This window comes from Marinilactibacillus sp. GCM10026970 (genome assembly GCF_042660675.1).
Lineage (GTDB): Bacteria > Bacillota > Bacilli > Lactobacillales > Carnobacteriaceae_A > Marinilactibacillus.
The window spans coordinates 76,464-98,756 of the sequence record NZ_JBHSUL010000011.1; the positions used below are offsets into that span (position 1 = coordinate 76,464).

The following is a 22,293-nucleotide window of genomic DNA, read 5'->3' on the forward strand; positions in this document are numbered from 1 at the left end:
GAAGGTGAACTAATGAGTTGTTGCAATCCAAACCATTCAAAGAAACATCATATTGAATTAAACCACTTAAAAAAATCATCAAATTTAGAATTTTCAGCTAAATTGAATGAGGAAACTGCTCATGATGATACTATGATTTATATCGAAGGCGGATCATTTCTAATGGGAAGTGAAGACGATGATGCTCATATAGAGGATCGCGAAGGTCCTGTCAGAGAAGAAATTGTTGAATCCTTTTTGATTGATCAAACAGCAGTAACCAATGGATCATTTAAACAGTTCATAGATGAAACTGGCTATCAAACAGAAGCTGAAATCTATGGTTGGTCCTTTGTCTTTCACCTACTTTTATCTGAAGAAGTAAAGTCACAAGTACAAAATGTCCCTGCACAAACGCCTTGGTGGTGTGTAGTCGCTGGAGCAAATTGGTCACAACCTGAAGGACCGGGATCTTCCATTGAGGACCGTATGGATCACCCCGTTGTTCACGTTTCATGGAATGATGCGATGGCCTATTGTGCTTGGAGCGGAAAAAGATTGCTAAACGAAAAAGAGTGGGAATACGCTGCTAGAGGTGGGTTGATACAGCAACGTTTTTCATGGGGAAACGAGCTCAATCCAGACCAACGCCATATGTGCAACATCTGGCAAGGGTCATTTCCAAGTGAAAATAGTGCTGAAGACGGCTATATTGGAACTAGCCCAGTCAAAGCTTTTCCTAAAAATCGTTTCGGACTATACGGAATGGCTGGAAATGTGTGGGAATGGTGCTCTAACAATTTTGATTGGGATCTTGATAATGTAGACAACACCAGTAAAACAGTTAAAGGTGGTAGTTACCTTTGTCATGATAGCTATTGCAATCGATATAGAGTAGCTGCTAGAACATCGAACACAATTGATTCTTCTACAGGAAATATGGGATTCAGATGTGCAAAGGATATCGTTAAAAAATCGAATTAGAATAGTTTATGTACTTGTAGGAGGCATTATGAAAAAAGCAAATGTTTATCGGAAATTATTTACATCCACTTTATATCTAAGCTCTTTTACATTTGGTGGTGGGTATGTCATTGTACCCCTAATGGAAAAGAAATTTGTTCAAGAACTCAACTGGATTGACGAAGATGAAATGCTAGATTTGATTTCTATTAGTCAGTCCTCCCCTGGCTCTCTTGCTGTTAACGCTTCTATATTGATTGGCTACCGAATGGCTGGGTTTCTAGGTGCGTTGACAACGGTTCTTGGAACCATTCTTGCTCCTCTCACCATTATTACTTTATTATCTTTTGTTTATAATATCGTTAGAGACAATCCTCTTGTCGCAAACTTGCTACTTGGTATGCAAGCCGGTGTCGCTGCAATCATTGTGCACGTCGTTTATAGCATGGCTATGAGAATCATCAGAAAAAAAGAAGTGATCCCTGTCATCGTTATGCTCATTGCTTTAGTTGCTGGAATCATTTTTAACGTTAATATCCTCTATCTTTTATCGTTCAGTGCGGTTATAGGCGGACTTACAACTTATTATCAAATTCGATCAGAAAAGAAAGGAGCTTAACTAGATGCTTTATATTGAATTGTTTATTAGCTTCTTTCAGATTGGTCTTTTCAGTTTCGGTGGTGGTTATGCCGCTTTACCTTTAATTGAACAGCAGATCATCGACAATAGAGGTTGGATGACCACTCAAGAGTTTATAGATGTATTGACGATATCTGAAATGACTCCGGGCTCTATTGCCATTAATGCAGCTACCTTTGTAGGAAACCAAGTTGGCGGTATATTTGGAGGAATGGTCGCTACAATCGGTGTAACAGCCCCCTCTATTATTATCGTACTCACTTTAGCGTATATCTACTTCAAATTTCGCAACATTAAAATGGTACAAGGGATTATCATGGGGTTACGCCCAGCAGTTGTCGCTCTGATTGCTTCAGCCGGTCTTACTATTTTGCTGACGGCCTTCTTTGGAGAAACAAGTGGAATCGATTTTACTAATCTCAACTGGATCTCTGTAGCCTTATTCTCATTAGGATTATTTTTAATAACAAAGTACAAGCTGAGTCCCATTCAAATTATGCTAACTACCGGTATTTTGGGTGTGATTATTTATAGCTTATGATTTACTACTCCTATACTTAAATAGAAAAAGCGGTAAACAGTGGAAAAAATTCTACTGTTTACCGCTTTTTGTTTATAAACTTTCTTACACGCATCTCTCTGGAATTCTAAAGATTTCCAAAAATCATCCCTGATAATTTGCTAGGGTTTCTTTGATTCGTTCTGCGACCGTTTCTGAAATACCTAGCTTGGTAATCTCTGCAAGCTCTGCTTCTTTCAGTCTTTTCATCGATTTGAAATGTCTTAGTATCTTGGTTCGAGTTTTCGGACCAACACCTTCTACATCATCTAATCTTGAAGTAAAGCTATTTTTACTACGAACATTACGGTGGAAAGTAATGGCAAATCTATGCACTTCTTCTTGAATTCTCTGGACGAGATGGAAGGCCTGGCTCCGAGGATTCAACACAACGGTTTCCAAAACTTCTCCAAATATCAAACTGGCTGTACGGTGTTTGTTATCTTTAACCATCCCCGCTACTGGAATATCGAGACCGAGTTCGTTTACGAGTACATCTACAGCAGCATTCACTTGAACTTTACCACCATCCATAAGGATCAAATCAGGTAAAGGTTTTCCTTCCTTCAATAGGCGGCTATATCTTCTTCTAATAACTTCCTGTGTGGTTGCAGCCTCATTACTACCTACAACCGTTTTGATTTTATATTTACGGTAGTTATTCTTATCCGGTTTACCATCTTTAAATGAGACCATCGCCGATACGGGATTCGATCCTTGAATATTGGAATGGTCAAAAGATTCTATTCTTTCAATATAAGGTAGTCCCATCGCTTCTGATAATTCTTGAATGGCTCCGGTTGTTTTAGCCTGATTCATCTCAATCAGTCTGAATTTTTCCTTTAATGCCATCTCGCTATTTTTCCCTGTAAGATCTAATAATTCTTTTTTTCGTCCTTGTTTCGGGTTCACCACTTTGGCTTCAATGGCTTGAGATAACATATCAGTATCTACCGCCTCAGGAACGTATATCTCACTTGGCATAATATTATTTCCATTATTGTAGTATTGTAAGATAAAACTCATCAATTCTTCTTCAGGTGGACCGTAACAAGGAAACATTGTGGCATCTCTTTTGATCAGTGTCGCTTGTCTGACGAAAAATACTTGGATGGAGATCCAACCTTTATCCATGTAATAGTTGAAAAAGTCACGCGGCATAAAGTTATTTGAAATAATTGACTGTTTTTCTACAGTCTTTTCGATATACGCAATCTGATCTCTAAATTCTGCAGCACGCTCATAATTCATTTCTACGGCCGCTTCATCCATTTTCTGCTTCAAGTCTCTTTTAATATCATGCACATTTCCATTTAAGAATGAACGAATCTTGCGAATTTGCTGATCGTATTCTTCTTTAGAAACCTCGTGATCACACGGTCCAATGCATTGGCCAATATGATAATACAAACACGCTCTTTTCTGGTGTCCGTTGCATTTTCTCAGAGGATAGATTTTCATAATCAGCTGCTGCGTCTCAGAAGCAGCATAAACATCCGGATACGGCCCAAAATAATGCCCGCCATCTTTTAGAACATCTGAGGTGATAATCAGTTTAGGGTCTTTCTCATTTGTGATTTTAAGATACGGATAGCTCGTGCCTCTTTTTAACCGGATGTTGTACTTAGGCTGATGTTTCTGAATCAATGTTACCTCAAGAAGTAGTGCTTCTTTATCTGATCCAGTAATAATTGTTTCGAAATCTTCAATATCTTGAACAAGACGTTCTGTTTTCCCTTCATGAGTGCCTCTGAAGTAGGAACGGACGCGATTCTTTAAGTTTTTTGCTTTCCCGATATAAATAATGTGTTCGTTCTTGTCTTTCATAATATAACAACCAGGTAGGTCTGGAAGCAGACTTAATTTATTGTCAATCAATTCCTTTGACAAAGAAACACCTCCTTTTACAAAAACACTGACTATTTTTCGTCAAACAGATATAGTTCGTGGAAATGATTGTAGTCAGATTTTCCAACTTCAACGCCTTTATAGCTAAATACTTCTCCAAAATTATGTTCGCCTTCTTTAATTTGACGGTCTATTTCGTCTCCAATTGCTAAATATAATTTTTCTTGGGCATCATCTGATAGTACGCCATGCTTTTTCTCCCAAGCAGCTAAAAATAATTCTTCATCTTTTCCTTTATAAAACTCGATTTCATTGGATGGCATATGGTTTCCTCTTTTCAAGTTAAATTTCATCTATTTTTTTGAAGTCAATATTGTTATTTTAGCAGAAATGGGAACATTTGTCAGGTATATGAAACAGGATCAGATACGTCTATACTTCTTCTGTCACGAGTTTGTCAATTCATCCCAAGCACTACATTTTCAAAATTTGACCATTAAAAAAGCAGCTACTTTTAAGAGCAGCTGCTTTTCTGATTATAAGAATAGATTAGTTCAAAATTTTAACTGTGATATTTTTTCTTCCCCATGCGAATGCTTCTGAAACAGTTGAGAAGTGAATATCGATTTTATTTCCTTTAATTGCGCCACCTGTATCTCCAGCAATATAAATCCCTTTTCCAGGAATTTCTACTGTTGAACCTAATGGGATAACGGATGGATCTACTGCAATGACTCTTGGATTCACTCTCAAGTCAATTCCAGTAGCTGTATGTGTACTCAAGTTAGCTTGTTGTGTAGAATATCCAGTTGCACTCACTTGAACAGTACGTCCATTTGAGCTTGTACTTTCAGCTGGTTTTTCTGTTTTAGCTTCTTCTTTTACTTCTGGTTTAACTTCAGCAGCTTCTACAGTTTCTTCTTTTGTAGTTTCTGGTTTGCTTGAAGAAGTAGAAACAATGGCTTCTTCCTCAGCTTCTGCTTCTTTCGCTGCAAGTTCTTCAGCTGCTTTTATTGCTTCTTCTCGAGCAGCTTGACGCGCTTCTTCGATTTTGGCAAGTTCATCCGCTTCTTTATCTTCTAATTGAGTCAATTGTGACTGATTGTCTTTAACCAGTGTTTCTAGAGCAGATATTTTTTTATCATATGAAGACTTTTGTTCTGATACTAAAGCTAAGTCCTCATTCAATGATTCTTTTTCTGTGACCAGTTGTGCTTGCATCTCTGCCAATGTATCAACTTCTAGTTGTGCTTCTTCGATTTGTTGGTTCCCAGCATCTGTCAACTGCATAACAACTAACGCACGATTAAACAAATCTGTAAGGCTTTCTGCTTCTAATATTGCTTTGACAACGTTGTTGGTAGCTTCGCTTTTTTGAAGAGATTGTAATCTTGCACCTGCTTGTTCTAACCTTGCTTCTACAAGCTTCTCTTGTTCGCCGATTTCGACTTCTTTGTTTTGGATGGTTACTTCTTTTTCAGAAATTTCCTCATTAAGTTTTTCAATTTCTCCACTTAATGTACTGGTTTCTTCTAATGCTTTAGCGATATCTCTTTGTATGGTACTGATATCACTTTTTTTCTGTTCTTGCTGCTGACGGATGTCATTTAATGAATCAGCTGAAACAACTTGAGTCGTCAATAATTGTGTGAACCCTATTGCTAATACAGCAAATCCTGTTATCCATTTTTTCATGGCGTGTAAGAACAACCTTTCTTAATTAAAATTTTTGATGAATAATAAATTCCATATAATTGCACTTTGCTTTGCAATTATACATAGAATACACCCTCGGAACATTTCGATTATCTTACAATTTATTACAAACCTTTCTTATTTACAATTCAGAACAAGTGATCTCACACGATCTCTGTAACCTAAGAGTAGATAATAGCGCTTTTCGCCTCTAATGTAATATTTTTGTAATATATCGTGTATTTTTCGACAAATACCTCTTTTTTTCTGTATGATAAAAGGAGAAATGAGATTATAGAGTATAAGGGAGACCGCTTACATGACAAATCAAAGAGTCGGACTAATCGATGTCGGATCGAACACAATCAGATTAGTCATATTTGAAATCGATCAGAATCAAACAATTACTGAATTACAAAATATTAAAACACCCGCTAGGCTTGTTCAATATTTGGAAAAAGACGGTACGATGAGTAAAAAAGGAATCTCTGTACTGGTTACAACTCTTGAAAGTTTCACTGAGATTGCCGAAAGATATCATATTGAATCAATGATTCCAGTAGCTACTGCAGCTATTAGACAATCGACGAATGCTAAAGCCATTTTGAAGACTGTGAAAGAGAAAACTGGCCTTAAGCTACGTATTTTAAAAGAAGAAGAAGAAGCTTTTTACGGAAATTATGCTGTTAGGCATACAATGGATCTTAAAAATGGTGTAACTATAGATATTGGTGGGGGTAGTACGGAGTTAACGTTATTTAAAGATAAACAAGTCGTTGATTCTCATAGTTTCCCGTTTGGTGTCGTTAGCTTGAAAAAACAGTTTTTTGATGGTAAAGATCATAACGATAAAAAGGCCATTGATAAAGCACGAAAATGGGTCAATGAACAATTCACCTCTTTAAAGTGGTTACCCGATGTCAAAGTGCCTCTAATTGGAATTGGAGGGTCTGCGCGAAATCTTGCAGACATTCATCAGCGTCAACATGATTACCCCATCGCGGGCATTCACGGTTACATGATGACAGGAGACGAATTAGAGGAAACATTTGATTTAATTGCGGATACTTCTTTTCAACAATTATCCAAACTAGATGGATTAAGCGAAGATCGCAAAGACATTATCATACCTGCTGGTCTAGTCTTTCTCGAGTTATTTGACTTCATGGATTCAACAGATTTTGCAATCAGTAGTCGCGGTTTACGAGAAGGTCTGATAATCGATTATATTAATCGTACAGACAATCAGCCTTACGAGCTATATGATATCAAGCGTCAAACTGTTGAGCGCATGAGTAAACGCTATAATATTCGCACAATTGGGGCTTACCAGCGTATTTTACTTGCAGACCGCCTGTTGAATTTGCTAAAAGATAAAGAAATCATTGATATAGATGAAGAACATCTCATCCTTGTTCATTACGCAGCCTCTCTTTATAACTTAGGAAGCTATATCGAAGACGATTCCAAGTCTCAACATACGTTTTATATTATCTCAAATAGCAATCTTCACGGATTCAATCACTATGATCGCGTTCGTTTGGCTTTGTTAGCGAGTTACAAAAACCGATCTTTGTTCAATCAGTATATCCATACTGTAGACGATTGGTTCAGTGACGACGAAGCAAATCTACTGCTTAGCCTTGGAAGTGTGATTAAATTTGCAGAAGCGCTGAACGATACACATGTCAATATGGTCAAAGATATTCAATTATCTAAAAATAAAGACAAAGATTCAGAAGATAAATATGAACTGATCGTAACCTATAACGGCGAAGTCATCGCAGAGAAGTATCGTGCCAATAAGCATAAGAACCATTTTGAACGGGTTCTAGGAGACACCGTTCATATTACATTTAAAAGTGAAACAGGTAATTAATCATTATTAATCAAGTTATTCGGAGGGAATTCCATGCAGCACTCGTCCATTGATTTACAAAATCCGTCTTACTATCAAAACAGAGAATTATCCTGGTTAGACTTTAATGCTCGTGTTCTTGCAGAAGCAGCCGATCCTACTAACCCCTTACTAGAAAAGCTTAAATTTATTTCTATTAGTAGTTCTAATCTAGACGAATTCTTTAAAGTACGCGTAGCTGGTCTTCAAGACCAGTTAAAGTTAGGCTTTCTTGAACCAGACTCCAAAAAACAATGGGGTCCTGAAAAACAATTAGAAGAAATTGCGAAGAAAAATCGAAAGCTGGTTTCTGATCAATATCTATCCTTTGATCAGTTGAAAGTTGAATTAGAGGAAAAAAAGGTCGACTTTAAGTTACCTGCTGAGTTGGCTCCTGATCAGCTGGAAGAAGCCGCAGAAATTTTTCGAAACCATATCAAACCGGCTATTACACCTTTTGGAGTGGATGCTTATCGTCCATTCCCCCACTTGAATGACGGTGTTATCCATCTTTTTGTGCGGCTAAAAACACAAGAAGGTCCTTTTATCGCTATTTTACCGGTTCCACCTCTGATTGAACGATATCACGTTCTAGAATGCGAAGATCGTCGCGTCATACTCTTCACTGAAGATATTTTGTTTTACTTTCTTGATGAATTATTTATAGGGTACGATCTCGATTATTCTTTTACTTTCCGAATCACTCGTAATGCTGATCTGGAAATACAGGAAAGTGGTGCTGAAGATTTACTATCTGTTATTGAAGATTATCTTGAGAAACGAAAAGCGGGTATGGTCGTAAGATTAGAAATTGACGCTCGTTCGATTTCAGCTACATTTAAAGAAGACGTTGCTTATTTGATGGATGAATTAGATATATTGGAACGCGATGTTTATAACGTTGAAGGTCCATTAGATCTAACTGTGTTATCTTCTATCGCTTCAAATTTACAGAATGTATTACCTGATGCCGTTTTTCCACGCTTCACACCGGATTACCCGAGTATCTTAAAAAATAATAATATTGTTAAGACAGCTGAAAAACAAGACTTCTTTCTTCATCACCCGTTCGATTCTTTTAAACCGGTTATTGACCTGGTTCGAAACGCTGTTGAAGATCCTAATACCATTGCCATTAAGCAGACTTTATACCGTGTCAGTAGTGCTTCTCCCTTCATTGAAGCATTGAAAAGAGCTGCTAAGCGAGATATTCAAGTAACGGTTCTCGTTGAATTAAAAGCACGGTTCGATGAGGCCAATAACGTACACTGGGCCAAAGAACTAGAAGAAGCCGGCGCTCATATCATTTATGGAATGAAAAATCTTAAAACACATAGCAAAGCTACACTTATCGTCAAAAAAGATCATAATGGCTTCAAGCGTTACGCTCATCTAGGAACAGGAAATTACAACGAACAGACAGCTAAATTTTATACAGATATGGGTATCATCACGACCAATCCCATACTAACTCAAGATGTAGCAGATTTCTTTAACTACCTGAGCGGTTACTCCAATCAAGCAGATTATCAGTATCTACACGTGTCTCCTTTTGAAATGCGAGACACCTTTATCGATAGGATTGACAATGAAATTGAATTGCACAAACACTATGGTAATGGTCACATCGTCGCCAAAATGAACTCACTGACCGATAAAAAGATGATCATGAAACTCTTTGAAGCAAGTCAAGCTGGCGTAAAAGTAGATTTGATTATCAGAGGAATCTGTTGTCTCATTCCTGGCATTGAGGGCGTGAGTGAACATATCCGTGTTCACAGTATTGTCGGACGTTTCCTTGAACACAGTCGCGTTTACTTTTTTAACAATAATGGCGACCATAAACTTTATCTTTCTTCTGCCGATATGATGACACGTAATATGACCAAACGGATCGAACTCGCTTTTCCAATTCTCGATGAAAAATGGAAACAACATGTGATCAACATCATGAAATTGTACTTGTATGATAATACAAAAGCTTGGGTTCTCGGTCCAGACGCTACTTACATTAAAAGAACCCCTGAAGGTAAAAAAGCCATCAGTTCTCAAAATCGACTCATGCATTATTTTTAAGATCAGCATAAGCCTCTTGATTTTATACTGCCTTTAGTAAAAATCTGCTATACTGGTAGTGCTGAAGGAGGAATCAGATTGACGACTATTCAAGATATTGCCAAGCTTGCAGGCGTTTCTTCTGCAACGGTTTCTCGAGTGATGAACTCAAGTGGTTACGTAGGAAAAGAAACTAGAATTAAAGTAGAAAGAGCTGTAAAAGAGCTTAGGTATACACCAAATCGAAATGCTCAGTATTTAAGAAAAGGGGCTACTAAAAACCTTGGAATTATTAGTACGCAGTTCAATGACACAGCCATTGCCCGGATCAATCCGTTTATGGAACTTGCCCATGAGTCTGGATATACTTCTACTCTGTTTATCACTAAAAGTGACCGTAAACGTGAACTGGAAGCCTTTGATATGCTAAAGTCCAAACAACTCGACGGCATCTTTTTAGTATATCGTGCCAATGAGTGGGACGTATTAGAAGAATACGCGCATTACGGTCCAATCGTTACCTTGCACAACATAGACTCAGAAACGATTCCTTCCGTCTTTATCGATCATTACGATGGATATATTAAAACTTTAGAGTATCTCTGGAATGAAGGGTACCGAAATATTTTAAATTTATATAGTACGGCATATGGCCTCAATACGAAGCGTAGAATTCAGGCCTATCAGGATTTTTGTCGTACACACGATATTACGCCCCACCCTTCTGAACCGTTTTTGGACGTTTTAAGAACGGAACAAGCTGAGGAGATTGTATCTTGGTACCACAATTTCTCCGACAAACCGGATGCAATTGTTGCTCATTCCGATACGATTGCAGCTGTTATGGTGTCTAGACTGAAATCTCTCGGTTATCGTATCCCTGAAGATGTTGCAATCATCGGATTTGATAATTTAGAAATCAGTGACTTTATGAATATTACGACGATTGATTATGCCATTGATGAACAAGGCAAAAATGCCTGTAGGTTATTATTAAATGGTCTAAAAAAAGAATCTGTGGATCTTTATCCGCTAGACTTTAAATTGATCAAACGTGAAACCACTTAAAAAGATAGACAAAAAAGGATGTTTCAAATTAGTTAACTAATTTGAAACGTCCTTTTTGCATCGTAATCATCCAATATTTTTAATTTTGTCATCAAAAATCTTCTGTTCTCGTTTTCTTGTGAGGGTACTTTTGATTAGACCTTTTTTAGGTGAAAAGATAAAAGCGATTAGACAAGTTATTCCTGTTACGACAGCAATCATTCCAGCGATTGAACTATCCAGTGCAAAAGCCAGTCTCACTCCTATCACACTATTGATTACCGCGAATACTACTGCAAGTCCAATCATTTTCTTTAATTCATGCGTCAGCAAATACGCTGTCAGTCCAGGTCCTACCATAAAGCCAACCACAAGAATGGATCCCACTGAGTCATATGCACCAACAGCTGTCAATGAAACTAATGTCATCAGACCATAATAGATCAGCGCTGGTGAAAAGCCCATAGCAGCTGCAAAAGCAGCGTCAAATGTGGTTACTTTCAACTCTTTATAGAATAAAGCAATGAACCCCGTGTTGATCAACAAGATGACGAGCATAGTTACAAATGCTCTTGCTCCGATGTCGATTCCAAATATGGTCAATCTTCTAAAAGGGGCGAAAGCAAGTTCACCCATTAACACAGTATCCTGATCCAGATGAATATCTCCTGTAAAGCGTGTAATTAAAATAATCGCGATACTAAAGAATAATGGAAAAACTACACCAATTGCTGCATCATCTCCAAGTAACTTGGTTCTCTGCAAAGCTTCTATAGCCCATACAGTAAATACACCCGTTAATGTTGCACCAATGAGTAGTAAAGGTGAATTCAAATCTCTAGTGATGAAAAAAGCGATAACGATTCCTAAAAGAACCGTATGAGTAATGGCATCCGATACCATTGTTGTCCCTCTCAGAACCAGAAAAACGCCTGGTAGTGCGCAGGCAATAGATACGACGACTGCGATCAGCGTGATTTCAGTTATAATACTCATTTACCCTGACCTTCTTTCATTGCTTGTAGCTGTTGTTCAATCATTCTTTTCTGCTTACGATAAGAAGAACGTTTTGCGATAATGCCTCTTTTAGGAGAGAAAAATAAACTGCTTAATACGAATACACTCAGTACGACCACAATCGAAGGCCCCGTGGGAATCCGATTACCGATTGAACTAATCAGTGTTCCTGAAATTCCAGATACGAAGCCAACGATCCCTGATAAGATAACGACGATATTCAATTTATCTGACCATTGTCTAGCTGCTACAGCGGGACCGATTAGCAAGGCACTGATTAGAATCACTCCGACTGATTGTAATCCTAGAATAATTGTTACAACAATCATGGTAGACAGAACCATTTCAACGAATCTTTCTGAATAGCCCATTGTCTTACCAAAGTCGCTGTCAAATGTGAATAATTTGAATTCCTTCCAGAATAGACCGATTAGAAGTAAGATGATTATTCCGACAATCGCTATCAAACGAACATCGCGAATCAGCATAGCGCTGGCTTGTCCAAAAATAAAGTTATCCAGCCCGGCTTGCTGCGCATTTGGACTTCCTTGAATGTAGGTCATGATAACAAGACCCAACCCGAAAAAGCTCGACAGCACCAAAGACAGCGCACTATCAAATTTAATTGTCGTCTTCTTACTCATCAGATGAATCAAGCCTGTAGCAAGTAATCCTGACACTGCGGCTCCTAGTAATAACACGATCAGTTCTTTGCTTTGAATCAAAAGAAATCCGATTCCAATTCCCGGTAAAGCAGAGTGACTCAAAGCATCTCCTAAGAGACTTTCTTTCTTCAAGGTTACAAATGTTCCGACTACTCCGCTCAACAGCCCGAGAAATCCTGTTCCGAGTGCCACGATTTGAAAGGTGTAGTCATTGAATAAGGCTATGACTTGATTCCACATCACACGTCATCCCCTTCTCCAAGGTTCCGATCCTGACGATACGTTTCTTCAATCGTCTCTTTTGAGAAGGCTTGATTAATTGGCCCACTGTTTAACACTTCTTGGTTAATGAACACAACATCGTCAAAGTATTCTTCCACAGTCTGTAGATCGTGATGAACAACAATCACTGTTTTATTTTGTCTGGACAGTTCCCGTAAGAGATCCATGATGATGCGTTCTGTTTTGATATCGACTCCTGCAAGTGGTTCATCTAGCATATAAATATCCGCTTCCTGAGCAAGTGCACGGGCTAAAAAGACTCTTTGGCGCTGGCCACCTGAAAGCTGACTGATCTGTCTGTTCGCAAATGTCGGCATCCCAACTTTGTTCAGCATATCCTTGGCAATCGCTTTATCTTTTTTTCCTGGACGTTTAAACCATCCCAGTTTACCGTATCTTCCCATTAAGACCACATCCAAAACAGTTGCAGGAAAATCCCAATCTACTGAGCTGTTCTGCGGAACATAGGCAATATGATTTTTCACTTCTTTATAGGCATATGCTTGCTCTTTTATAGAATAAGCAACTTTTCCTGTGACCGGTTTGATAAAATCAAGCATTGTTTTGATTAAGGTCGATTTACCGGCACCGTTTGGACCTACGATAGCGGTTAGTTTTCCCATTCTAAATCCAACCGAGGTATTCCAAAGTACTGGTTTTGCATCATAAGCAACGGTCAATTGACTAATTTCGATAGCATTCTGCTGTTTCATTTCTTTGTCCTTCTTTCATCATCTTTTAAACTTTAATTTCCTGAGCCATTCAAAGCATCTACGATTGTATCAATATTGGAGCGATACATTTTAATATATGTTTCTGTATCGTGCTGTTCATCACCTAGCGCATCTGAATACAATTCTCCTGCGTTATGCAGTTCTTGCCCTCTACTACTAACCGCTTCGATCAGCGCTTCAATGTTTCTAGAAGAAACGGAGCTTTCTACAAACACCGCACCAATTTTATGCTCTGCAATAAAGTTTGCTAAGCCACTGATATCGCCAGTCCCTGCTTCAGTCTGGGTATTCACCCCTTGCAATCCAACGACTTCAAAATGGAATTCTCGGCCAAAGTACTGGAACGCGTCATGAGCAGTAACCAGGTAGCGAGATTGTTCTGGAACTTCTTCAATTCTTGTCTTGATATAGTCTGATAACTCTGTTAGCTCACTAACATAGGCTTGAGCATTTGCTTCGTAGATTGTCGCATGTTCTGGATAATATTCAGCAAGTTGTTCTGCGACATATTCTGAAGCATCGATCCAATTGTTTACGCTGAACCAGATATGTGGATCGTATTCCGTGCTGCCTTCGCCACCAACCGTTTGATACTCGCTACTTGGAATCCCTTCGGAAATAACAGCTGTAGGCACGCCTCTAGACTCAAACTGTTCAAACATTTCGATGAATTGCGCTTCAAGATGCAATCCGTTATAAACAATCATATCTGCCTCGTCCATTGTATAAACATCTGAAGCGGAAGGTTGATAAGTATGTGGATCAACTCCTGGTCCCATGAGTCCAGTAACCTCTACGTATTCTCCACCAATATTTCGAACCAGGTCCGCGATCATCGTAGTTGTTGCTACAACATTAATTGGTTCTTCACCTGTTTTTTGTACTTCTTGCTCACTCGAACATGCTGTCAGTAGCAGCATACTCATGAACATCATAAACCCAATTAGTTTTTTCATCTCAATTTGCACTCTTTCTGATTTAGATTATACTCAGTTTACAATTTTTAGCTTACCCTAAAAATATTTTATAGTCAACTGAATAATTTCTTAAGTGATTATCTCCTATTTTAAATTGCGTTTGTCTGTTTCCCTCTTCATACGTTATACTGTCATTAGACAAAAATACTACGCAGTTTCTTGTCAGTTGACGCAAAAGAATGTAAAATGAACTTTTTGCAACAAATAATCTTTCGATTCTCTATACAAGATACAGTCGATTATACCGATAATAAAGCTTATATAAGGAGTAACATCCATGACACCAAACAAAGAAGACTATATTAAAGCAATCTATGAGCATGGCGGCGAAAGTGATGTCGTTACAAATAAAAGCCTAGTGAAGGCACTCTCGGTCTCAGCAGCTTCTGTGACTGAGATGAATGGTCGACTTTTAAAAGAGGGTTTGCTGACTCATACACCCTACCAAGGCGTGCGGCTCACTCCTGAAGGACTACAAATCGCCCATAAACTTATCCGTAAGCACCGCCTCTGGGAAGTTTTCTTGTCCGAAAAATTGGGCTACGATTGGAACGAAGTCCATGCAGATGCAGATTTACTGGAACACGCTTCATCTGATGCCTTGATTGAAAGGCTCGATCTCTTTTTGGGTGAACCACAATATGATCCTCACGGTGGGGTAATTCCAAATAAAGATGGAACGACTGAAAAGTTGGATCATACACCACTTGTCGAGCTCAAGACGGGCACTCACTTTATCATCAAAGAAGTAAATGATCAGCAAGAGTTCTTAGAATATCTCCTGCACAAAAATGTTCAACTAGGAAATGAATATGTTTTAAAGGAAATTGAACCATACGAAGGTCCTTTGACCTTGCAGTCTACTGAGGGGCTAGAGACTATTATCAGTCATAAAGCAGCCTTTAAAATACTCGTGAAAATAGTATCCTGATTTCAACCATATCATTAGTGAGCAGTCTTTATGACGCTCACTTTTTTTGTATCTTTTTTCCCTTGAAATCCTTTTGAGTCTATGGTCTCTTGATCAAGTTTAAAATGTTTTTACAAGCTTTTATTTTTTAAGATTGCTATAGTTAATAAAAGGAGATTCAATGCCAGTGACGGTATTGATCATCTTATTTACGGTCAGTTTTTCTTTTTTGACCGATTATATTGGTATTTAACGGAGGAAAAACACTTGGAAAAAACATTAGATTCTATTCAACAAAAAATTGTTTACTTAGAAGAACAGGCATATGACCAAGCTGATCTTGGCTTAACGTATTCCAAAGAAGCATCCACTTTCAAAGTATGGTCTCCGCTTGCAGTATCTGTTACCTTGAACCTCTATCAAACTGGGAATGCCGACGATGAAACCTTAATCGAACAGATTGAAATGGTTGAAAAAGATAAGGTTTGGACAGTCACGATTGATCGGGATCTGGCTGGACAATTTTACACTTATCGATTCCAGCACAGTTCAGGAACACAGACGGAAACTCAAGATATCTATAGTAAAGCAGTCGGCCTTAACGGTAATCGATCTGCAATCTTAGATTTATCCGCCACTGACCCAGTAGGTTGGTCCAACGATCATCCAGTTAGACAATCTTCGATCACAGAAGCGATGATTTGGGAAGTACATGTGGAAGATTTTTCCAGTGATGAACAGGCTGGGTTTTCAGAAGAATATCGAGGAAAGTATTTAGCCTTTACTGAAACAGACACCTATTTGAACAATGACCCCTCTTTTGAATCTCCAACAGGTATTCAGTATCTGAAATCTCTTGGCCTGAATTACGTGCACCTCCTTCCCGCTTTCGATTTTGATAACGATGAAATGGGTTCTCAATACAACTGGGGTTACGATCCAAAGAATTATATGGTTCCCGAAGGCAAATATAGTTTAAATCCTAGCGATCCAGCTTCACGCATCAGTGAATTTAAGCAAATGGTTCAAAGCCTGCACAATCAAAATATCGGAGTTATACTAGATGTCGTTTATAATCACACCTTTACCTATGATGACTCTTGTTTCCAGTCCACTGTTCCTGATTATTACTACCGTCAAGATGAACAAGGCAATATCACGAATGGATCTGGCTGTGGCAATGAAACAGCTAGTGAACGAAAAATGATGCGTAAATACATGATTGACTCTCTACTTTTCTGGGCTAAAGAATATCACTTGGATGGTTTCAGGTTTGACCTTATGGGCCTACATGATGTCGAGACAATGAACCAGATCCGACAAGCCTTTAATGAAGCCGGTATGGAAGATCTCCTTCTATACGGGGAACCTTGGAATGCTGGTAGCGTGGAAATTCATGAGCCTAATATGCCTGCTGATAAATTTCATGTCCAGCAACTTGCTGATGGTATTGCGATATTCAACGATGATTTTCGTGACTCTATCAAAGGACCTGTATTTGACGAACATAAAGGCGCATTTCTTCAAGGCGCTAATGGATATGAAGATAGTGCCTACATGAACGGTGATCTGATTGGTAGCCTACTAGCAAATACTCAAAGTGTCGTAGGTGATTTTTCTCTTCCAGAAGAAAAAGCTTGGGCTAAAAATCCAACTCAAGTCGTCAACTACTCTTCTGCGCATGATAATCTACCTTTATATGACAAACTCGTACTGACACTGAGAGACGATGAAAACTTTGACCGCCATGAAGAGGTAGTTCAAGTGAACAAACTGAATGCGGCTTTACTATTTACTGCTCAAGGTGGTATCTTCATGCAGGCTGGTGAAGAGTTCGGACGTACGAAATTTGGTGACGAGAATAGCTTTAACTCCTCTATTGAGACGAATCAACTGAACTGGTCACAGACAGTGGAAAACAAAGATTTATTGGATTACTACAAGGGAATGATCCAGATTAGAAAAGCCTACGCTCCATTAAGAGATCAGACAAACCAAACTGCTGAGAAAATGCATTTCACGGAACTTAGAGAAAACCTGATTGCTTATACCATTCCGAATACGTTAGAAGAACACCCTGAGTGGTCACAAATGGCCGTTATCATGAATACGAGCTTAACGCCTGAAACCATTCAACTTCATTCTTCTCATCCTTTACCCGAAGAATGGACAATCATTGCAAACAGGCATACCGCTGGAACAGAATCTTTAGGGGTACAAGCTGGTCAAGAGTTCATTATCAATCCAAGAGAAGTATTGATTCTAGTAGCTGACTGATAGTTACAATCAAACATCCTACTCTAGTACGATGTAAGTTAATTAGTAAGTGTGATACGATAAAACTATCATAAAACAAATGAAGGAGTGAATATTATGGGTAGACGAGGTGGAGGCGGCGGTATGGGCGGTGGCCGCTCTAGTGGTGGCTCTTTTGGTGGCAGCAGAGGTAGCTCTGGCCGTTTAGGAGGAAATAGTAGCGGTAGACGCGGAAGCCTTGGCGGAGGCAGCAATCGAGGCGGCTCTAATAGAAATTTTGGTAGTCCACGCGGTGGTTTTGGTGGCGGTGGCTACTACGGTGGTGGTTGGGGCTACGGTCGAAGTTGGGGCTGGGGTCGTAGAAGATATTACGGTGGTGGACCTGGTGGCGGTTGTGGACTTCTAGGTTGTCTTGGTCCATTTTTATTCTTTATTGTCCTACTGAATTTCATTGGTGGTGTCGGTATGTTTGGAGGATCTAATTACTCTAATTCTAATAGCGGCTCCATTCAATCTTCTTCAAGAGAACGGACACCGCTAGAACCGGGTGCTGTCAATGAAACAGAGTACTTCACAGATATTCCTGGTTGGATTGGTAATGCGACGACGTTAGAAAATGGTATGCGTCATTTTTACAATGAAACAGGCGTTCAGCCGTATCTTTATATCACAGAAGAGATTAATGGAAATGCGAACCCTACTCAAGATGAAATAACTGCATTTCAAGCGGAATTGTACGATGATTTATTTACAGATGAAGCACATGCTTTAATATTTTATTTCAGAAGCGACTCATTCTCACTCGCTGAATACTATGTAGGAGCCGAAGTGGGATCTCAAGCTCGTAGTGTTATGGATCGAGAAGCTCAGGATATATTATATGATTATCTTGCTCGTTATTACGAATCCGATATAGAAGATGATGAGTATTTTGCCAGAAGTTTCCAAGAAACGGCGGATCGGATGATGACGACAACGCAAAGTCCCTGGATAACGCCAGCTATCATTGCCGGTGGTGCTGTTCTCGTAGGTCTTCTATTCGTTTGGTGGAGAAACATTTTGAAAAAAGACAAAGAAGCGGCACGACCAGATGAAAGCTATAAAACGAAAAAAGAAGATGATGATTTAGACTTTTAATGATTAATAAATAAAGAGGTCATAATTCCTTTTGCAGGAGTTATGACCTCTTTATTAGGTTAAATGTTTAAACTGACAAGAAGGAATAGTCTTTTTTCTATCCCCAGTATTTTTGAACAGCACCATTCTTACCTTGGATAGGATCTCTTTCAGGTAAGTCAACTTTCTTCACTTCTCTTTTGATTTTCCAAAACTGTTCTTCTGACTGAACGTCCTTCTCTTTGTACGTATTGAACTCTTTGCCATTTGGATACGCACCTACAATACTAAAATCTTTAGAAGCTTTCAGTCTTTTATGAGCTGTACCAGCTGGTAGCAGAATCACGTCTCCTTGAGTGAACGTAATCGTTTTGCTACTAGGTCCTCCGAGCTGGATAGTTGCTTCTCCCGAAAGGCAGACTAATACTTCGTGGGTATTTGAATGAAAGTGATGGTAATCAAAAATACCATTTACCCATGCATTTGTATACTGATGTTCCGCCAACTGGTCTATTACAACCTTTGCAGGATAATTTTGACTGACTAAGTCTTTAAAAACTCCAGGATAAACTAATACTGGAAGACTATTGTTGGGATAAGGTTTATTTTCTTCAAGAAGGATTTGTTGTATCATTTCTCTATCCCCTTTTCCATCATTTCATCTAGTATCTCATCATGACATTTCTATTTCAAGCATACCATCTTACATCTTTATTATATTAATATTTTTATAATAACACAAGCTATGGTTTGACAAAAATTTATAGTTTAAGTATCCTAGTATTAGATGGAGCCCTCAGACTTATCCACAAATCTAATAGAACAATGCTTATATAGAAAGGCGCGATTATGAAACTATTCGATATTTTCAAATCAAAGTCAAAAACACCTACTTCCTCTTGTAGAACTGAAAAAACTCAAGAAAATAAATGTCAGAAAATACAATTTGAAACTAAAATTTCTGCAAAGAAAATAACTAGTAGTCAAGAAGTGATTGAAATGATTGTCGCAAAAATGGTCAAAGAAGATCCTTTCAAAAATTTTTACACAGGTAAAAAAAATTCTGATTTTACACCACTATCAAAACGTGTCTATAAATACGATGCGATTACGACAATAAATGTGAACTTAGTTCCTCAAAGTGAAACGTTCACTGTTTCCGTAGAAGGTATTTCTATCGGCACAATTCCAGAATCAATCAGTGGCAAGCTTAGCGAATATTACGATCAGTTTATGCTGACAGCCTATGCATATGTGGTTGGTGGCTACTATAAAGAGTACGATACTACAAAAGAAAAAGTTGTCGAAGCGTTTGAACCCTATGACATCGATATTTATGTACAGTTCACTTAATAAATCAATTTTTAAGCAGGTACCTTCCCTATCTACCTTGGGAGATACCTGCTTTTTGTATTTTATCTATTATAAGCTGATTAATTGCAGTTTTATTTTTTTAATAGTAATCTGAAAAGTAACAAGATTTATTTAACTTTTTAATGCACATTATAATCGGAGGCGTTCTTAATGGATTTAGGCATCAAAGGTAAAATCGCACTGGTCACTGGGTCCGATTCAGGTATCGGGAAAGCAACAGCAAAACAATTGTTGTCCGAGGGAGCAGTCGTTATTTTGACAGACAAACAAGAAGATCAGCTAAATAAAGTCGCTAAAGAACTAAAGGATCTAGGAACTGTCTATGCTTATCCGGCAGATATTACAGAGATCGATAGTATAAAAGCCCTGCACAACTATATAAAAGAAACCGTTGGAGAAATTGATATTCTAGTTCAAAACGCTGGGACTTCTGGTGTTCAAGGTATGTTCCACGAGATCGACGATGCCGGTTGGGTAGAAACCATCGAGGTCGACTTGCTTGGACCCGTTCGTGTAACGAGAGAATTTTTGTCTGACCTGAGAAATGGTGGTTGGGGACGCATCGTTTACCTAGCTTCCGAAAATGCAGTACAACCGTATAAAGATGAGTTACCTTATGACTCCGCAAAAGCAGGGGTTCTTTCTTTTGCCAAAGGGTTGTCTCGTTCCTATGCAAAAGAAGGCTTACTGGTAAATGTCGTGTCTCCTGCCTTTATTGAAACACCCATGACGGATGAAATGATGGAAAAACGGTCCAAGAAAATGGAAGTGTCCTTTGATAAAGCTGTGGAAACTTTCTTGGATGAAGAAAGACCACATTTAGAATTGAAACGTCGCGGTAAAGCCGAAGAAGTCGCGGCAGTGATTTCATTTTTGTGTTCAGATAGAGCTTCATTCGTCAATGGTTCAAATTACAGAGTAGATGCTGGTTCAGTAGCTACAATTAACTAAGGAGAGAGTTATTTATGGATAAAGAACAACGATATTTTGATTATGTAATCGTCGGTGGTGGGATTGCAGCTGGGAACGCTGTAGCCGGAATTCGTGAAGCCGATAAAGCTGGAACAATTGGCGTCATTTCTGCTGATTCTGACCGACCATACGAACGTCCTGCGCTATCTAAAAAGTTATGGACCGATGATTCTTTTACAACAGATCAGATTTTCTATAATGTTCGTGAAGAACATCAAGCGACACTCATGCTTGAAACAGAAGTGACTTCCATCGATAAAGAAGCTCACACCGTCACAACAGACACTGGTGATGTAGTTAAATATAGAAAATTATTACTAGTTACAGGGGGTAAACCTCAAGTAATCGATGGTCCTGAAGATGATAAAGTTTTCGCATTCAGATCATTTGAAGACTACACTAAATTACGTAGCCTTTCGGGAGACCATCAACATGTTGCCGTTGTGGGTGGTAGTTATATTGGTACAGAACTCGCTGCCAATCTAGCTCTAAATAATACAAAAGTCACATTGATTTATCCACAAAACACTTTGGGCGACAATCGTTTCCCCGAAGAAATCGCTAAAGAATATGAATTAACATACGTAGATCATGGTATCGAAATGATTAGTAAGACACGTGCAGAAAAATATACTAAAGAAGGCGACAAGTTGGTACTTCATCTAGATAATGGAAATACGGTAGAGGCAGACTCTATTGTTTTAGGTTTAGGCGTAGCTCCTGTACTGGACTTAGCAAAAGATGCTGGTCTTGATGTAGATGATGGCGTAATCGTTGACGAGTACCTTCGCACATCAGATCCCGACATCTATTCAGCAGGCGACATCGCTTCTTATCCTGACCCGATTCTGGGAAGACAACGTATCGAACATGTGGACCATGCTAGAAATTCAGGTACTGCAGTAGGTAAAATTATGGCTGGCATTAATGAACCATATGACCATACCCCCTACTTCTATTCTATGATCTTTGATATTTCTTGGAAAGCAATTGGAACACTCGACTTATCATTAGATTTACTCATTGATGAAGTAGATGGTGGAAAAGTCGTTTATTACCTCAAAGAAGATAAACCTGTCGGGATTCTAACGTGGAACGTTGAACCAGACCTTGATAAAGTTCGTGAGCTGATTGATAACCCTCCTGCATCTTCAGAATTATTAAAAGGTGCCATTCGCAATCAGGAAGATTAACTATTCCATCAAAAAGAGGCTGGGACAAAAGTCCCAGTTAAATAATAAGATCCACCGGGAAATCTACTTGAGATTTTCCAGTGGATCTTATTTGTTTATGTAAGCAAAAGGAGC

Annotated in this window: 20 protein-coding genes; 12 read left to right on the top strand and 8 right to left on the bottom strand. The window is 38.7% G+C overall.

What is annotated here, in order from left to right; translation table 11 throughout:
- Nucleotides 1-12 precede the first annotated feature (12 nt).
- From ACFP65_RS04230 to ACFP65_RS04240, 3 genes are read left to right on the top strand one after another with little or no spacing between them, the layout of a single operon-like run.
- The gene (locus tag ACFP65_RS04230) at nt 13-963 is read left to right on the top strand and encodes a formylglycine-generating enzyme family protein (RefSeq protein WP_379916194.1); all 951 of its coding nucleotides are present in this window, start codon (nt 13-15) and stop codon (nt 961-963) included.
- 28 nt (nt 964-991) lie between these two features.
- Nucleotides 992-1,561, top strand: coding sequence for a chromate transporter (locus tag ACFP65_RS04235; protein WP_379916196.1), 570 nt, complete (start codon nt 992-994; stop codon nt 1,559-1,561).
- Between the two features lie 4 nt (nt 1,562-1,565).
- The gene (locus ACFP65_RS04240) at nt 1,566-2,123 is read left to right on the top strand and encodes a chromate transporter (RefSeq protein WP_379916198.1); all 558 of its coding nucleotides are present in this window, start codon (nt 1,566-1,568) and stop codon (nt 2,121-2,123) included.
- A gap of 123 nt (nt 2,124-2,246) precedes the next feature.
- On the opposite strand, the gene uvrC is transcribed toward ACFP65_RS04240, so the two are convergent.
- From uvrC to ACFP65_RS04255, 3 genes are all read right to left on the bottom strand, one after another.
- Nucleotides 2,247-4,031, bottom strand: coding sequence for an excinuclease ABC subunit UvrC (gene uvrC / locus ACFP65_RS04245; RefSeq protein ID WP_379916200.1), 1,785 nt, complete (start codon nt 4,029-4,031; stop codon nt 2,247-2,249).
- Nucleotides 4,032-4,060: 29 nt separating this feature from the next.
- Nucleotides 4,061-4,312: a hypothetical protein gene (locus tag ACFP65_RS04250; protein ID WP_379916202.1), complete on the bottom strand. Its 252-nt coding sequence runs from the start codon at nt 4,310-4,312 to the stop codon at nt 4,061-4,063.
- 226 nt (nt 4,313-4,538) lie between these two features.
- Nucleotides 4,539-5,684 carry a 3D domain-containing protein gene (locus ACFP65_RS04255; protein ID WP_379916204.1) on the bottom strand — a complete coding sequence of 382 codons (1,146 nt, stop codon included), beginning with the start codon at nt 5,682-5,684 and terminating at the stop codon, nt 4,539-4,541.
- Between the two features lie 319 nt (nt 5,685-6,003).
- On the opposite strand from ACFP65_RS04255, the gene ppx reads away from it, so the two are divergent.
- The 3 genes from ppx to ACFP65_RS04270 all read left to right on the top strand — a co-directional run bounded on the left by ppx (nt 6,004) and on the right by ACFP65_RS04270 (nt 10,704).
- Nucleotides 6,004-7,563, top strand: coding sequence for an exopolyphosphatase (gene ppx / locus ACFP65_RS04260; protein WP_379916206.1), 1,560 nt, complete (start codon nt 6,004-6,006; stop codon nt 7,561-7,563).
- Nucleotides 7,564-7,596: 33 nt separating this feature from the next.
- Entirely contained in the window at nt 7,597-9,657 is a 2,061-nt protein-coding gene (locus tag ACFP65_RS04265) for an RNA degradosome polyphosphate kinase (protein ID WP_379916208.1), read from the top strand.
- 78 nt (nt 9,658-9,735) lie between these two features.
- The gene (locus ACFP65_RS04270) at nt 9,736-10,704 is read left to right on the top strand and encodes a LacI family DNA-binding transcriptional regulator (protein ID WP_379916210.1); all 969 of its coding nucleotides are present in this window, start codon (nt 9,736-9,738) and stop codon (nt 10,702-10,704) included.
- 66 nt (nt 10,705-10,770) lie between these two features.
- Here ACFP65_RS04270 and ACFP65_RS04275 read toward each other — a convergent pair whose 3' ends face one another.
- From ACFP65_RS04275 to ACFP65_RS04290, 4 genes are read right to left on the bottom strand one after another with little or no spacing between them, the layout of a single operon-like run.
- Nucleotides 10,771-11,679, bottom strand: coding sequence for a metal ABC transporter permease (locus ACFP65_RS04275; protein WP_379916212.1), 909 nt, complete (start codon nt 11,677-11,679; stop codon nt 10,771-10,773).
- Entirely contained in the window at nt 11,676-12,605 is a 930-nt protein-coding gene (locus ACFP65_RS04280; RefSeq protein WP_379916236.1) for a metal ABC transporter permease, read from the bottom strand. Before ACFP65_RS04280 ends, ACFP65_RS04275 begins: the two co-directional genes overlap by 4 nt.
- Nucleotides 12,605-13,360, bottom strand: coding sequence for a metal ABC transporter ATP-binding protein (locus tag ACFP65_RS04285; protein ID WP_379916214.1), 756 nt, complete (start codon nt 13,358-13,360; stop codon nt 12,605-12,607). The genes ACFP65_RS04280 and ACFP65_RS04285 overlap by 1 nt, the downstream gene beginning before the upstream one ends.
- 32 nt (nt 13,361-13,392) lie before the next feature.
- Nucleotides 13,393-14,337 (bottom strand): metal ABC transporter solute-binding protein, Zn/Mn family, encoded by a 945-nt coding sequence (locus ACFP65_RS04290; RefSeq protein WP_379916216.1) that lies wholly within the window; start codon nt 14,335-14,337, stop codon nt 13,393-13,395.
- Between the two features lie 298 nt (nt 14,338-14,635).
- Here ACFP65_RS04290 and ACFP65_RS04295 point away from each other — a divergent pair, with 298 nt between their 5' ends.
- The 3 genes from ACFP65_RS04295 (at nt 14,636) to ACFP65_RS04305 (ending at nt 18,661) form a co-directional block, all read left to right on the top strand.
- Complete coding sequence (locus ACFP65_RS04295; protein WP_379916218.1) at nt 14,636-15,289, top strand: metal-dependent transcriptional regulator; 654 nt, start codon at nt 14,636-14,638, stop codon at nt 15,287-15,289.
- A 246-nt stretch (nt 15,290-15,535) separates the two neighbouring features.
- Entirely contained in the window at nt 15,536-17,545 is a 2,010-nt protein-coding gene (gene pulA / locus ACFP65_RS04300) for a type I pullulanase (RefSeq protein ID WP_379916220.1), read from the top strand.
- Between the two features lie 96 nt (nt 17,546-17,641).
- A complete protein-coding gene (locus tag ACFP65_RS04305; RefSeq protein WP_379916222.1) occupies nt 17,642-18,661 on the top strand; it encodes a hypothetical protein in 1,020 nt (339 codons plus the stop codon).
- A 97-nt stretch (nt 18,662-18,758) separates the two neighbouring features.
- On the opposite strand, the gene ACFP65_RS04310 is transcribed toward ACFP65_RS04305, so the two are convergent.
- Entirely contained in the window at nt 18,759-19,274 is a 516-nt protein-coding gene (locus tag ACFP65_RS04310; protein ID WP_379916224.1) for a cupin domain-containing protein, read from the bottom strand.
- 215 nt (nt 19,275-19,489) lie between these two features.
- Between ACFP65_RS04310 and ACFP65_RS04315 the strand changes: the two genes are divergently transcribed.
- The 3 genes from ACFP65_RS04315 to ACFP65_RS04325 all read left to right on the top strand — a co-directional run bounded on the left by ACFP65_RS04315 (nt 19,490) and on the right by ACFP65_RS04325 (nt 22,179).
- Nucleotides 19,490-19,993, top strand: a complete 504-nt coding sequence (locus ACFP65_RS04315) for a hypothetical protein (RefSeq protein ID WP_379916226.1) — start codon at nt 19,490-19,492, stop codon at nt 19,991-19,993.
- Nucleotides 19,994-20,164: 171 nt separating this feature from the next.
- Entirely contained in the window at nt 20,165-20,965 is an 801-nt protein-coding gene (locus ACFP65_RS04320) for an SDR family NAD(P)-dependent oxidoreductase (protein WP_379916228.1), read from the top strand.
- A gap of 14 nt (nt 20,966-20,979) precedes the next feature.
- The gene (locus ACFP65_RS04325; RefSeq protein WP_379916230.1) at nt 20,980-22,179 is read left to right on the top strand and encodes an NAD(P)/FAD-dependent oxidoreductase; all 1,200 of its coding nucleotides are present in this window, start codon (nt 20,980-20,982) and stop codon (nt 22,177-22,179) included.
- Nucleotides 22,180-22,293 lie beyond the last annotated feature (114 nt).